We start from the raw sequence: 13,218 nt of genomic DNA on the forward strand, positions 1-13,218 counted from the left end.
TCGCGATGACGGTGTGGGGTGGGCGGGCCAACTCCCCCAGGAACCAACGCACGCTGGCGACGGTGGTGCGGGATGGCCGGCCCCGGAGACCGTTCGGAAACGTGTCGGCGTGAGTCGGCTGTTGGTGGTTCCGAGAACCGGCGCGCAGCGGACATGGTCGTCCGTGAGCACCGGAAGCACAGGAACCGCCATCAGACGGCCGCGCCGGCGCGTTTCAGGACGGTCTCAGGCCAGCAGGTCGCGGACCATCGGCACAACCTTGGTTCCGAACAGTTCGATGCTGCGCATCAGCTTCTCATGCGGCAGCGGGCCGGCGCTGTACTTCAGCTGGAAGCGCGAGGCGTCCAGCGCCTTGACGGTCGCGGCGATCTTGCGGGCCACGGTCTCGGGCGAGCCAACATAGAGCGAGCCGTGCTCGGCCTCGCGCTCGAATTCCCCCTGCCCCATCGGCGGCCAGCCGCGCTCCGCCCCGATCTTGTCGCGCATGCGCTTGTAGTCGGGGAACAGCTCGGTCCGCGCCTGTTCGTCGGTGTCGGCGACATAGCCGGGCGAGTGCACGCCGACCGGCAGCACCGGCCGCTCCAGCTGTGCCAGGGCGCGGTGGTAGAGGTCGACATAGGGCCGGAAGCGCTTGGGGTCGCCGCCGATGATGGCCAGCATCAGCGGCAGGTTGTAGCGGGCGGCGCGGACCACCGATTCCGGGCTGCCGCCGACGCCGATCCAGGTCTTCAGCGTGCCGGTCTCGACCGGCGGATACACCAGCTGGTTGGTCAGCGGCGTCCGGGTGGTGCCCTGCCAGGTCACCGGCTGCTGCGGCAGCAGCGCCGCGAACAGGTCCAGCTTTTCCTCGAACAGCGCCTCGTAGTCGTTGAGGTCGAAGCCGAACAGCGGGAAGGATTCGGTGAAGGAGCCGCGGCCGAGCACGACCTCGGCCCGGCCGTCCGAGGCGGCATTGACGGTCGAGAAGCGCTGGAACACGCGGATCGGGTCGTCGGAGCTGAGCACGGTGACGGCCGAGCCCAGGCGGATGCGGCTGGTGCGCCCGGCGATCGCCGCCAGCAGCACCTCGGGCGCGGAGACGGCGAAATCGGAGCGGTGGTGTTCGCCGACGCTGAAGACATCGATGCCGAGTTCGTCGGCCAGCACGCCCTCGGCGATGACGTTGCGGATCACCTGGGCGTGCGGCAGCGGCTGGCCGTCCGCCCCCGTGGTGACGTCGCCGAAGGTGTCGAGGCCGAGTTCGAGGGGCTGTGCCATGCTTGTCTCTGGGTGGCGAAGTGCGTCACCGCACAGATGGCCACTGGGCCGGGCCGGTCAATCGTCCTGAATGGAAACAGACTGTCCTACGGGTGGACCTTCTCGCCCGCGCGGTCCGTCTCAGGGCTCGATTCCCCTTCATTGTCATGCCCGGGCTCGACCCGGGCATCCAGAGACTGTCGACAGCTTCTGGATTGCCGGGTCAAGCCCGGCAATGACAAAAAAGGGAGGCTGGGGCAGGCCTTACACCCGGAACTTGTAGGCCTTGCCGGGCTCGCGCTCGATGTCGGGTGGGAAGTTGGCGCGCTTCTCGGCGAAGTACAGCTCGCGATGGTCGCCATCGGCCAGGCGGTTGTAGGTCAGGTACAGGATGCGCCGGCCCTTGTCGGTCAGGTTCGGCTTCGAGGCGTGCGGGGCGTAGCTGTCGAAGAACAGCACGTCGCCCGGCTCGGTCGTCACCGGTTCCAGCGTGAAGCCGGCCATCTGCGCGTCGGTCAGCGGCTTCCACTCCTCGCCGATCATGCCGGTCAGGCGCGGCGTGTCGGCCATCTCCAGGCAGCCATTGGCGATCGTGGCGCGGTCGACCGAGACCATTACGGTCAGGAAGATCGGCGCATAGCGCGACCAGCCGGCCTGCTGGTCCTGGTGCGGCTCGAACCCGGCGCCGCCCGCTTCCTTGAAGTTGATCTTCTCCTTGTACAGGCAGGAGGGGCCTTCGAGCAGCTGCTCCACCGCCTGGAACAGCCGGCCGCCGCGGACCAGGCCGTCGAACTGCGGGTGGTAGGGGCAGAAATTCTCGATCCGCTGCACCACCCGCCTGGCCGGGTCGAGCAGGCTGGGCTCGTAATAGACCATGTGCTTGCCCGGCTCTTCGGGCATGGCGCTCAGCTCGTCGGTCCAGCGGGTGATCGCCGCGGTCTCGGCGGCATCGAAGAAACCGCGGGCCGCGACCCAGCCGGTGCGCGCATAGGCCGCGAGGTCGTCGGCGGACAGCGGGCCGGCAGTCGTGCTGTCGCGGCGGGCGGCGGAAAGGGAATCGGGCATGGTCAACGCTCCAACTGCGGCAGGATCTCCAGCCGCGCGCGGGTCACATCCACATCGAAGTCGATCTCGGTCCAGGGCAGATCGCTGATGTCGGCGACACCGAAACGCTGCGGCTGGGCCAGGATGAGGTCGCGGATCGCTTCCTCGTATTCAACAGTGGTGATGCCCTGCCGGACATACCAGTCGGTGCGTTCGCCCAGCGCCCGCGCCATGTCGGGCGAGAAGCGGAAGAAGCCGACCGATTCGCCGTGCCAGTCATGGGCGTGTTCGGGCTTCTTGCGGAAATCGACGATGGTGTCGCCGCGGAAGCAGATCTTCACCGGCTCGTCGCCCGGCTCGATCTCGCGGTCGACCAGCAGCGTGTTCTCCGGCGCTGCGGCGAGGAGACGGCCGATCATGGCGTCGCCATACAGCACGTCGCCATCCATCAGCACGATCGGCCCGCCGGAGGACAAGAGGTCGCGCTGGGCCCAGAGCGAGACCAGGCTGCCTTCGCGGTAGCGCGGGTTCTCGACGAAGCGGATGCGGCCGGCGAGGCCGAGCCGCTCGATCTCGTGCCGGATCGAGTCGCCCTCATGCCCGATGGTGATCGAGATGTCCTCGACCCCATTGGCGTGAAGCGCGGCGATATGCCGTTGCAGCAGCGACCGGCCGCCGAACTGAAGGAGGATTTTTGGGCCGTCCACGGCCGATCCCAGGCGCCTGCCGACACCGGCCGCGAGGATGATCGCGGCGGTCGAATGCCCATCGCTGTGTGACAAGACTATGAGGCCCCGGTTGCATTTTTCGGACACCGGACGAAGATACAGGCCGACAGGACGGCCCGGCAAGGTGCTGGACAGTCGAGATCCCGCAATCCGGACATCCGGTACATGACTGAAGAAGCAGCGATGAAGGCTTTCGAAGACACCGCCACGGCGGGATCGTCCGGCAACAGCGCCCCCGAAAAGGGTGGCCGGCCGAAGACGGTGTTCGCGGCGTTGCGCGAGGAGATCTCCTCCCCGTCGCTGTCCTTCCTGATGGAGGCGCATAACGGCCTGTCCGCCAAGATCGTCGAGGAAGCCGGCTTCCGCGGCATCTGGGCGTCGGGCCTGACCGGGTCGGCCAGCCTGGGGCTGCGCGACAGCAACGAGGCGTCCTGGACCCAGGTGCTGGACACCCTGGAGTACATGGCGGACGCGACGACGCTGCCGATCCTGGTCGACGGCGACACCGGCTACGGCAACTTCAACAATGTCCGCCGCCTGGTGCGCAAGCTTTGCGAGCGCGGCATCGCCGGGGTGTGCATCGAGGACAAGCTGTTCCCGAAGACCAACTCCTTCATCGGCGAAGCCCAGCCGCTGGCGGATATCGATGAGTTCTGCGGCCGCATCAAGGCCGGCAAGGACAGCCAGACCGACGACGACTTCATCCTCGTCGCGCGGGTCGAGGCGCTGATCTCCGGCCGCGGCATGGAAGAGGCGCTGCGCCGGGCCGAGGCCTATCATGCGGCCGGGGCCGACGCGATCCTGATCCATTCCAAGAAATCGACGGCCAACGAGATCTTCGAGTTCACCGAGCGCTGGGCCAACCGGTCGCCGATCGTGATCGTGCCGACCATGTACTATGCCACCTCGACCGACCTGTTCCGCCAGGCCGGCATCTCGACCATCATCTGGGCGAACCACCTGCTGCGCGCGTCGATGACCGCGATGCGCGAGACCGCCCGCCGGATCTTCGAGGACCAGTCGCTGCGTGAGGTCGAGGGCCGGGTCGCCACCGTCCGCGACATCTTCGCGCTGGTCGGCAATGCCGAGCTGGAGGCGGCCGAGCGCCGCTACCTGCCGGGCAAGGCCGCGCCCAAGGCCGTGGTGCTGGCGGCGTCGCGCGGCGATCTGGGCGACCTGACCCGCGACCAGCCGAAATGCATGATCGACGTGCGCGGCCAGTCGCTGCTGCAGCGACTGGTCACCACCTTTGCCGACAGCGGCCTGCGCGACGTCACCGTCGTGCGCGGCTATCGCAAGGAGGCGGTGGCCGTCCCCGGCATCAAGACCGTCGACAACGACCGCTTCGCCGAGACCGGCGAGGTGTTCTCGCTGGCCCAGGCCCGCAAGGCGCTGGATGGCGAGGCGGTGGTCGCCTATGGCGACGTGCTGTTCCGCCGCTACATCCTGGACGGGCTGATGTCGAGCGAGGGTGACATCGTCGTCGCGGTCGACGGGCTGAGCCTGTCGGTGAAGGACCCGAAGAAGACCATCCGCGACCTGGTGGCCGCCGACCGGCCCTACTCCGGCAGCTACCTGGACGACACGGCGGTGCACCTGAAATCGATGTCGCAGTCGATCCCGGCCGGCGAGGTCAGCGGCGAATGGATCGGCCTGGCCCGGTTCAGCACGCAAGGCGCCGCCTGGCTGCGCGAGGAGATCGACCTGATCGAGGCCGAAGGGCTGCTGGAGACGGCGGATCTGCCGCTGCTGCTGACCCGCCTGGCGGCCAAGCATCCGGTGGTGGTGCAGTACTTCACCGCCCATTGGCTGGATGTCGACACGCTGAGCGACCTGGCCGACGCGCGCAACTTCACCTGAGCATAGAACCCGCGCCCGGCCATCCGGGCACAGGTTCCGCACAGATGACTTCACCCGATGCATGCCTGGGATGGACGCGGTTACGCTTCCATCCCGGGCCATCGCGCTTTAGAACGTCGACATGATCACCGCAGACGATTTCATCGCGGCAGCGAAGACGCGCGGCCACGACTTCTACACCGGGGTCCCCTGCAGCTTCCTGACCCCGCTGATCAACGGCGTTCTCGGCAGCAAGGCCCTGAGCTATGTCGGTGCCGCCAGCGAGGGCGAGGCGGTGGCGATCGCCGCTGGCGCCTGGCTGGCCGGCCGCCGCACCGTCGTGATGTGCCAGAACTCCGGCCTGGGCAACGCGGTCAACCCGCTGACCTCGCTGAATGCGCCGTTCCGCATCCCGACGCTGTTCGTCACCACCTGGCGCGGCCAGCCCGGCCAGCCGGATGAGCCGCAGCACGAGGTGATGGGCCGCATCACCCAGGATCTGCTGACCCTGATGGAAATCCCGCAGGCCCCCTTCCCGGCCACGCCGGAGGCCCTGGGCCCGGCGCTGGACGTGGCCGTGGCGCAGATGGCGGAAACCGGCGTGCCCTTCGCCTTCGTCATGAAGAAGGGCGATGTCCGGGACGAGGAGCTGCAGGTGTCGCCGCGCACCCTGCCCCGCCCCGGCCGCCGCACCGACTGGCCGGTGGCCGCGCCGCGCCCGACCCGGGCCGCGGTGCTTGAGCGCTTCCTGGCCCTGACCGACGACCGCACCGCCGTGATCGCGACCACCGGCAAGGCCGGGCGCGAGCTGTTCACCCTGGCCGACCGGCCGCAGCACATCTACCAGGTCGGGTCGATGGGCGGCGCCTCCGGCATGGCACTGGGCGTGGCGCTGAACACATCGGCCCCGGTGGTGGTGCTGGATGGCGACGGCGCCGCGCTGATGAAGCTGGGCAGCTTCGCCACCATCGGCGCCCAGGCGCCTGGCAACCTGATCCACATCCTGCTCGACAACGGCGTGCATGATTCGACCGGCGGCCAGGCCACGGTGTCGGCCTCGGTCGATTTCGCCGCGGTCGCGCTGGCCTGCGGCTATCAGTTCGCCGCGACCTGCAGCAGCCTGGACGGCTTCGAGGGGGCGTTCCGCGCCGCGTCGGAGGCGCCGCGCCCGGCGCTGATCCATGTCCGCATCGCCCCCGGGTCGATGGACAAGCTGGGCCGGCCGACCGTCGGCCCGGCCGATGTCGCCCTGCGGTTCAAGGACTTCCTTGCCGGCGTTCGCCCGGCCGCAGCCGGTGTTGGCGTCGCATCATGAAATGGCCCGCCTGCATTGGAATTGCCGTCGGCCTGGCGGTCGCGGTCGTGCTGGTCTGGCTGACCGGCGCGCATGAGATCTGGCTGGCGCTGGTCGGCGCCGGCTGGGGCATCCTGGCCGTCATCGCCCTGCACTTCCCGCAATTCCTGTTCTCGTCGCTGGGCTGGCGCGCGCTGGTGCCGGACCGGCCGGTGCCCGGCCTGCTATACTTCATCCGGCTGCGCTGGATCCGCGAGGCGATCAATTCGCTGCTGCCGGTGGCGCAGATCGGCGGCGAGCTGATCACCGCCCGGCTGCTGGCGATGCGCGGCGTGCAGCTGAACCGGTCCGGCGCCGCCATCGTCGTCGACCTGACGACGCAGATGGCCAGCCAGGTGGTGTTCACCGTGTTCGGCCTGGTGCTGCTGTTCCTCGGCGCCCATGAAGGGGCGATGACGCCCTGGATCATCGCCGGCGCCGGGGTCGGCGCCGTGCTGGTGGCCCTGTTCATCGGCGCCCAGCGCTTCGGCATGTTCAAGGTGCTGGAGCGGTCGCTGATCCGGCTGGCCGACAAGTTCGGCTGGTCGTCGCTGGGCGAGGTCTCCGGCCTGCACGATTCGATCGTGTCGCTGTATGGCGACCATGCCCGCCGGGTCTGGACCTCCGGCGGCCATCACCTGATTTCCTGGCTGCTCGGCTGCCTGGAGATCTGGGCGACGATGTGGGCGCTTGGCCTCGAGCCCAGCCTGCGCGACGCCGTGATCATCGAGAGCCTGGCCCAGGCCGTCCGCGTCGCCGGGGTGCTGGTGCCCGGCGCGCTCGGGGTGCAGGAGGGTGGCTTCATCGTCATCTGCGGCCTCCTGGGCATCCCGCCGCACAGCGCGGTGGCGATGGCGCTGATCCGCCGCATCCGCGAGATCGCGCTGGGCGTGCCCGGCCTGGTCGCCTGGCAGATCATGGAAGGCAAGCACCTGGCCCGGCGCCGCCGCGCCCGGGCTTCGGAGGCCTCGTGATGACACACACCGCGCCGAAGTGGACCCGGGGTGAACCCGCGCTGCTGACCCCCGGCCCGCTGACCACGCGGATCGAGACCCGCCGGGCCATGCTGCGCGACTGGGGCTCACGCGACCGCGCCTTCATCGCCATGACGGCGGAGCTGCGGCAGCGGCTGCTGGCGGTCGCGCAAGCCGAGGCCAGCCATGTCGCCATCCCGCTGCAGGGCAGCGGCACCTTCATCGTCGAGGCCGCGGTCACCACCCTGGTGCCGGCCACCGGCAAGCTGCTGGTGCTGGCCAACGGCGCCTATGGCGAGCGCATGATCGAGATCGCCCGCCGGCTGGGCCGGCCGGTCGAGGCGCTGCGCTGGCCGGAGGACCGGCCGGTGGAGCCGGAGCAGGTCGACCGCGCCCTGGCGGCCGACCCGGCGATCACCCATGTCGCGCTGGTGCATTGCGAGACCACCTCGGGCCTGCTGAACCCGTTCGAAGCGGTGGCTGCGGTCGTCGCCGCCCATGGCCGGGCGCTGATCCTGGATGCGATGAGCAGCTTCGGCGCGCTGCCGATCGATCTGTCCGCCACCCCCGCCATGGCCGTGCTGGCCTCCAGCAACAAGGGGCTGGAGGGTGTGCCGGGAATCGGATTCGCCCTGGTCGACCGGCAGGCGATCCAGGCTGCGAAGGGCAACAGCCCGTCGGTCAGCTTCGACCTGCACGACCAGTGGCGCGGCTTCGAAGGCAACGGCCAGTGGCGCTTCACCCCGCCGGTGCAGGTGGTGGCGGCGCTGGTCGAGGCGCTGCGCCTGCTGGAGGCGGAAGGCGGTGCCCCGGCCCGGCTACGCCGCTACCAGGACAATTTCGACACGCTCGCGGCCGGCATGGCGAAGCTGGGCTTCCGCCTGTTCCTCGACCCCGCGGTGCAGGCGCCGATCATCGCCACCTTCCACCCGCTGGACGCGCCGCACTTCGCCTTCGACCGCTTCTACGAGGCGCTGGCCGCCCGCGGCTTCCTGATCTATCCGGGCAAGCTGACCAAGGCCGACAGCTTCCGCATCGGCTGCATCGGCGCGCTCGACCGCAGCGACTTCCAGGAACTGCTGGTCGCGATCGAAGACGCCCTGACGGAGCTGCGCCGATGAGAACGCCGACCCTCCTGCTCTGCGCGGCCGCGGCCTGGATTGGCCTGGGCAGCGCCATGGCCGCGGCGGCGACGGTCGAGATCACCGTCACCAACATCCGCGATCCCAAGGGCACGCTGCACATGTCGCTGTGCCCCGAGGCGCAGTTCCTGAAGGATTGTCCGTATAGCGGCACGGCCCCGGCCGCCCCCGGACAGGCCACCGTGGTGATCCCGAACGTGCCGCCCGGCACCTATGCGGCGCAGGGTTTCTTGGACGAGAACGGCAACGGCAAGGTCGACCGTACCCTGCTGGGCGTACCGGAAGAAGGCGTCGCCTTCTCGCGCGATCCGTCCTATCTGCTCTCGCCACCGGACTTCAAGGACGCGGCCTTCGCCGTCGGCCCCGGCGGGACGAAGATCACGGTGCGGCTGCGCTACTTCGACTGAACCTGCCGCATCGCCGCCGACGGCTTGGCCCCCATCGCTTTGTTCCGCCGCGACAGCAGGCCGAGCCACAGCGCGCCGGCCGGGGTGGCGACCGCCGCCACGATCAGCATCGGCCACGCCAGGCCGAGCCAGATCAGGACCGGCACCAGTGCCAGCGCGTCGTCTGGGTCGATCACCATCCCGCATTGCCGCATGGCATAGCGCGACAATTCGACCACCTTCATCACATTGAGCTGCCAGAACAGCACGCCGATGCCGAGCCCGGCGATGATGCCGAGCCCCACCGACGCTGTGCCGAACCCGTCCCGGGCCAGCCCGATACCGATGCCGATGAAGGCGATCGCCTCGGTGAAGCAATCCGTCACCAGGTCGTAGCGATGGCCCGACGGGCTCATCTGCCCGGTCTGGCGCGCCAGCTCGCCATCGGCCCGGTCGAACAGCATCGACAGCAGGAACACGACGCCGCCGGCATCGGCCCAGCCGCCGCCCAGGGCAAAGCCTGCCGCCGCGGCGATGCCGGTGACCAGGCGGACGGTGGTGAGCTGGTTCGGGGTGACCCCGGTCGGCGCGATCCGCCGGACCACGGGGCGTATGATGCGATGGATCAGGGTATCGTGGCTCATCCGGTTCCGCTGCCTCCGCGTCCCTTTCACCGGACGCAGTCCGAGTCTCTAGATCATCCTCCCTGAACATTGCGTCATGGTCTTGGCATGCCCTCGATGCCGAACGCTGGGGCCTGCATCTCACGTAGCTCGGGATTGCAATCCGTCGCCGGCTCGGCAAAATGCTATACAAATCCGCGCTGAGGTGTCTTCGCCTGTCGAGGATGAGTTCGTATGACCGCGTCCCTTCCCTCCCGGGCCCCTGGCCCGACCCTGACTCGACGCGCCGCGCTCGGCGTCGTCGGCGGGATTGCCCTGGCCGGTCCGGCCGCCTACGCCCTGCCCCCGGCGGCCCGGCCCGGGTCGCTGCTGGACGAGGTGCATGACCGGGTGACGCCCTATCTCGAGCTGGGGCATGCCCACACCGGCGAGAGCTATGTCGGCCAGTTCTACGGCGCCGGCGGCTATGACGTGACCGAATTGCAGAAGCTGGACTGGTTCCTGCGCGATTGGCGCCAGAAGGCCAGCGTGCAGATGGACCCGCGGCTGTTCTGGGCGCTGGCGGTGATCCGCACCGTGTGCCAGCGCGCCGGCTTCAGCGGCAAGGCGACGATCAATTCCGGCTACCGCACGCTGCAGACCAATTCCTCGCTGGAAGGCACCGCGCGCAATTCGCTGCACATGGCCGGGCGCGCCATCGACCTGACCTTCGAGAAGGTGCCGCCGAGCCAGCTGGTCGGCTGCGCCCTGGCGCTGCAGATCGGCGGGGTCGGGCAATATCCCGGCTTCACCCATATCGATTCCGGCAATCTGCGCACCTGGGAAGGCTGATCCCGGCCGATCTCCGCCGGGCAGTCATCGGGATCAGCGGACATCCGCCGATCCGGACCTGGAGACCTGAAAAGCCGGACCGGATTCCCAATCGCAGGGTCGACGCGGCGGCGGGATCGTTCTATCTGTGATCCAGGGATTCGTGACCTCTCCAAGCGCGCCCGCCAGAGGCGCGACGGACTCGCTGCCTCAAGGGAGAGCCCGCCGCCATGACGTTCCACCTCACCCGCGCCGCCCTTCTCGCCGCCACCCTAATCGTCGTGGGCTGCGGTGAATCCTCGACCACCTCGCTGCTGCGGATGGGCGACAGCATCCGCGCGGCCGGCGACCCCGACACCGCCATCACCATGTACCAGAAGGCGGCGACCGAGGACCCCGGCAACCCGCAGCCGATGATCCATCTGGGCGACGCGCTGGTGCAGACCGGCGACCCGGCACGGGCCGCGGGCTATTACAACGCCGCCCTGGCGATCGATTCCGACAACGTCGATGCGCTGCGCGGCCTGGGCAAGGTGCAGCTGGCCCAGGGCAAGCCGCAGGAGGCGATCGCGATCCTGGACCAGGCCCTGGTCAAGAAGCCGGGCGACGTGCCGACGATCCTTGCCAAGGGCACGGCCCTGGCCCTGGCCGGCCGGCCGCGCGAGGCCCAGGCGCTGTATCAGGGGGCGCTGACCAAGGCGCCGGGCAATGTCAGCCTGAAGACCAACCTGGCCCTGTCCTATGCCCTGGCCGGCGACACGGCCGAAGCGGTGCGGGTGATGCGCGAGGCGGCAGCCGCGCCCGACGCCAAGGCGACGCAGCAGCGCAACCTGGCCCTGGTGCTGGCGATGGACGGCAAGACGCCGGAGGCGCGCCGGGTCGCGGCCGGCGTGATGTCGGACAAGGATGCCCGCAACCTGGTCAACGCTGCCCGCCGGATCCGCGCCATCAAGGACCCGGCCCGCCGGGCCCAGGCGATCGGCACCATCGGGTAGCCATCATTTGCAGGTTCCATCGGCTCCGGAATCGCGGTTCATGAGCCGGGGGAATGCGATGAGGGTCTGGAGCATGTCGGCCGTCGCCGGCCTGGTGCTGGTCGCGGCGATCCTGTTCTTCCGGTCCGATCTCCGGGGCTGGACGCCGCCCGACCCGGGCGATCCGGCCGCCCTCGTCCAGCCGGTGGATGCGGCAGGCGCCGCTTTCACGATCGGCGACTGCGTGCCGGGCACCGTCGACCCCTGGGGCACGCCGACCCCGGCGGAATATTCCGGCAGCGCGACCGTCACGGTGCTGACCTGCCGCAGCCGATCGAGCGCCCTCGTGATCGGCCTCGTCGCCATCGCCGTGGCGGCCGTCGCGCTGGTCATCCTGCGCCGCCGCAACGGAAGAGACCGGCGCGCAATCTGAATCCTCAATACATCGATCTCCTTGGACGCCAAGGAGATTGAAACGGCAGGCATTCGCCGTCTCCGACATTGTCGAGTGTCCGAGATTCATCATTTGTTAATTTTTGATCGTTTCATTTGGTCGGCCGCTTCTCTCCGTTGCAGACCTTTAGCGGGCCGCCGGGAATTCTCTTGAGCGTGTCGTCCGATACACATCATCCGACAAATCGCATCTGGACCCATCGATAAGTCCCATCTGGACCTATGGCATAGCACGATATGATCATAGGCTTTTTTAAGACGTGCATTTGATCGCAGATTTCCGTGGGGGACGTCGCGCCGGGACGCGTCTGGGGCATTTGACTAAAGATTTAGGGGGCTGCGATGACGCAAGGATTCCGTTCCGGCTCTGGCGCCAAGGTCTCGAAGACCGATCCGAGCTGGCCGATCCAGACGGGACGGGGCTTGGTCGCCGCGCTGCTGGGCACCACGGCCTGGCTGGCCATGCCTGACACAGCTGCGGCCCAGAGCTGCCCGCAGGGAATCTACTACGACTGCACCTTCGGCATCGCGGGACCGGGGGGCGGAACGGACTTCGGCGACCCGGGCGGCCCGGGAGGGACGGTCAACGCGCCGACGGTCTCGGCCACGAGCGCGGCTGAGGCTCCGTCCGGCGACAACCTGCCCGGCTTCCTGGCCTTGGGCCAAGGGGGAGTCGGAGGGACCGGCGGAGGAAACAGCGACAGCGCCGGAGGCGTTACGGGCGGCGCCGGCGGCGGCGGCGGTGCGGTCACCGGCACCGTCGGCATCGTCCTGGCCGGCGCGACTGCGAATGCCGTCACCGCGACCACGGCGGGTAACAGCTCGCCCGGCGCCTATGCCGTCAGTCTCGGCGGGCAAGGTGGCGTCGGCGGCTATGTAGAGACCGGCCTGGGTGGTGACAGCTCCGGCGGCGCGGGCGGCGCGGGCGGAGCGGCCGGTAACGTCGTTGTCGGCGGCGATATCGGCGACTCCTCTGTCGGCCTGACCGCCACCATCTCCACCGGCGGCACGTCCTCTCCCGGCATCGTCGCCCAGTCCGAGGGCGGCGGCGGCGGCGGCACCGGAAATGGTGAGAAATTCAAGGGTGGGAACGGCGGGAACGGCGGCGCTGCGGGCGCGGTCGCGGTGACCGTCGGCGACGGCTCCGTCATCACGACGACGGGGGATAGTTCCGTCGGCATCCTGGCGCAGTCTCTCGGCGGGGCGGCCGGCCTGGGAGGGTTCGGAAACAACGACAGTGGCGGCACGGGTGGCACGGGTGGCGATGCGAGCACTGCGACGGTAAACAACAACGGCTCGATCAGCACCCAGGGGCAGGCGGCCCATGGCATCGTCGCACAGTCGCTGGCCGGGGGCGGTGGATCCGGCGGCGCCTCCTGGGGTCTCTTTCACTCCAACGGCGGCACGGGGGCCGCAGGCGGCACCTCCGACCACGCCAGCGTGGAGAACAACGGGACGATCACGACGATCGGCCCGAATGCGTTCGGCGTGCTGCTTCAGTCCATCGGTGGCGGCGGCGGTGCCGGCGGCGGCGCCAGCGGTGTCATCGCGAATGTCGGCGGCAGCGGCGGCTTCGCGGCCGATGGCAGCACCGTGAGCTTCACCGCAGGCAACGGCCAGCCCTGGACCACGAGTGACGACAGCATCACGACCAGCGGCATCTCCGCCATCGGTGT

Annotated in this window: 12 protein-coding genes and 1 pseudogene; 9 read left to right on the top strand and 4 right to left on the bottom strand. The window is 69.1% G+C overall.

Features of this window, described 5'->3' with window-relative positions; genetic code table 11:
- Positions 1–225: 225 nt before the first annotated feature.
- From AC3XYG_RS24855 to AC3XYG_RS24865, 3 genes are all read right to left on the bottom strand, one after another.
- Positions 226–1,257 carry an LLM class flavin-dependent oxidoreductase gene (locus tag AC3XYG_RS24855; protein WP_489142550.1) on the bottom strand — a complete coding sequence of 344 codons (1,032 nt, stop codon included), beginning with the start codon at positions 1,255–1,257 and terminating at the stop codon, positions 226–228.
- Between the two features lie 243 nt (positions 1,258–1,500).
- Positions 1,501–2,301: a phytanoyl-CoA dioxygenase family protein gene (locus AC3XYG_RS24860; protein ID WP_489142551.1), complete on the bottom strand. Its 801-nt coding sequence runs from the start codon at positions 2,299–2,301 to the stop codon at positions 1,501–1,503.
- A gap of 2 nt (positions 2,302–2,303) precedes the next feature.
- Positions 2,304–3,095: a phosphocholine cytidylyltransferase family protein gene (locus tag AC3XYG_RS24865; protein ID WP_489142552.1), complete on the bottom strand. Its 792-nt coding sequence runs from the start codon at positions 3,093–3,095 to the stop codon at positions 2,304–2,306.
- Positions 3,096–3,173: 78 nt separating this feature from the next.
- Between AC3XYG_RS24865 and aepX the strand changes: the two genes are divergently transcribed.
- The 5 genes from aepX (at position 3,174) to AC3XYG_RS24890 (ending at position 8,703) form a co-directional block, all read left to right on the top strand.
- Positions 3,174–4,868, top strand: a complete 1,695-nt coding sequence (aepX, locus tag AC3XYG_RS24870) for a phosphoenolpyruvate mutase (protein WP_489142553.1) — start codon at positions 3,174–3,176, stop codon at positions 4,866–4,868.
- A 121-nt stretch (positions 4,869–4,989) separates the two neighbouring features.
- The gene (aepY, locus tag AC3XYG_RS24875) at positions 4,990–6,162 is read left to right on the top strand and encodes a phosphonopyruvate decarboxylase (protein ID WP_489142554.1); all 1,173 of its coding nucleotides are present in this window, start codon (positions 4,990–4,992) and stop codon (positions 6,160–6,162) included.
- Positions 6,159–7,154, top strand: coding sequence for a lysylphosphatidylglycerol synthase domain-containing protein (locus AC3XYG_RS24880; protein WP_489142555.1), 996 nt, complete (start codon positions 6,159–6,161; stop codon positions 7,152–7,154). Before aepY ends, AC3XYG_RS24880 begins: the two co-directional genes overlap by 4 nt.
- Positions 7,154–8,275: a 2-aminoethylphosphonate--pyruvate transaminase gene (locus AC3XYG_RS24885; RefSeq protein ID WP_489142556.1), complete on the top strand. Its 1,122-nt coding sequence runs from the start codon at positions 7,154–7,156 to the stop codon at positions 8,273–8,275. Before AC3XYG_RS24880 ends, AC3XYG_RS24885 begins: the two co-directional genes overlap by 1 nt.
- Complete coding sequence (locus AC3XYG_RS24890) at positions 8,272–8,703, top strand: DUF2141 domain-containing protein (protein WP_489142557.1); 432 nt, start codon at positions 8,272–8,274, stop codon at positions 8,701–8,703. The genes AC3XYG_RS24885 and AC3XYG_RS24890 overlap by 4 nt, the downstream gene beginning before the upstream one ends.
- Here the strand turns inward: AC3XYG_RS24890 and AC3XYG_RS24895 are convergent.
- Entirely contained in the window at positions 8,691–9,326 is a 636-nt protein-coding gene (locus AC3XYG_RS24895; protein WP_489142558.1) for a CDP-alcohol phosphatidyltransferase family protein, read from the bottom strand. The two genes, AC3XYG_RS24890 and AC3XYG_RS24895, sit on opposite strands and share 13 nt — an antisense overlap.
- A 213-nt stretch (positions 9,327–9,539) precedes the next feature.
- Between AC3XYG_RS24895 and AC3XYG_RS24900 the strand changes: the two genes are divergently transcribed.
- The 4 genes and pseudogenes from AC3XYG_RS24900 to AC3XYG_RS24915 form a co-directional block, all read left to right on the top strand.
- Entirely contained in the window at positions 9,540–10,136 is a 597-nt protein-coding gene (locus AC3XYG_RS24900) for a YcbK family protein (RefSeq protein WP_489142559.1), read from the top strand.
- A gap of 209 nt (positions 10,137–10,345) precedes the next feature.
- Positions 10,346–11,110, top strand: a complete 765-nt coding sequence (locus AC3XYG_RS24905; RefSeq protein ID WP_489142560.1) for a tetratricopeptide repeat protein — start codon at positions 10,346–10,348, stop codon at positions 11,108–11,110.
- A 73-nt stretch (positions 11,111–11,183) separates the two neighbouring features.
- Complete coding sequence (locus tag AC3XYG_RS24910) at positions 11,184–11,522, top strand: hypothetical protein (RefSeq protein ID WP_489142561.1); 339 nt, start codon at positions 11,184–11,186, stop codon at positions 11,520–11,522.
- A gap of 362 nt (positions 11,523–11,884) precedes the next feature.
- Positions 11,885–13,218, top strand: a pseudogene (locus tag AC3XYG_RS24915) (hypothetical protein); the annotation flags it as partial.

The organism is Inquilinus sp., from assembly GCF_057815775.1.

Excerpts from the sequence above, each read along its gene's own strand:
- aepX (WP_489142553.1), top strand. The coding sequence starts at position 3,174 with ATGACTGAAGAAGCAGCGATGAAGGCTTTCGAAGACACCGCCACGGCG.
- AC3XYG_RS24890 (WP_489142557.1), top strand. The coding sequence starts at position 8,272 with ATGAGAACGCCGACCCTCCTGCTCTGCGCGGCCGCGGCCTGGATTGGC.
- AC3XYG_RS24885 (WP_489142556.1), top strand. The coding sequence starts at position 7,154 with ATGACACACACCGCGCCGAAGTGGACCCGGGGTGAACCCGCGCTGCTG.
- AC3XYG_RS24905 (WP_489142560.1), top strand. The coding sequence starts at position 10,346 with ATGACGTTCCACCTCACCCGCGCCGCCCTTCTCGCCGCCACCCTAATC.
- AC3XYG_RS24895 (WP_489142558.1), bottom strand. The coding sequence starts at position 9,326 with ATGAGCCACGATACCCTGATCCATCGCATCATACGCCCCGTGGTCCGG.
- AC3XYG_RS24900 (WP_489142559.1), top strand. The coding sequence starts at position 9,540 with ATGACCGCGTCCCTTCCCTCCCGGGCCCCTGGCCCGACCCTGACTCGA.
- AC3XYG_RS24855 (WP_489142550.1), bottom strand. The coding sequence starts at position 1,257 with ATGGCACAGCCCCTCGAACTCGGCCTCGACACCTTCGGCGACGTCACC.
- AC3XYG_RS24880 (WP_489142555.1), top strand. The coding sequence starts at position 6,159 with ATGAAATGGCCCGCCTGCATTGGAATTGCCGTCGGCCTGGCGGTCGCG.
- aepY (WP_489142554.1), top strand. The coding sequence starts at position 4,990 with ATGATCACCGCAGACGATTTCATCGCGGCAGCGAAGACGCGCGGCCAC.
- AC3XYG_RS24910 (WP_489142561.1), top strand. The coding sequence starts at position 11,184 with ATGTCGGCCGTCGCCGGCCTGGTGCTGGTCGCGGCGATCCTGTTCTTC.
- AC3XYG_RS24860 (WP_489142551.1), bottom strand. The coding sequence starts at position 2,301 with ATGCCCGATTCCCTTTCCGCCGCCCGCCGCGACAGCACGACTGCCGGC.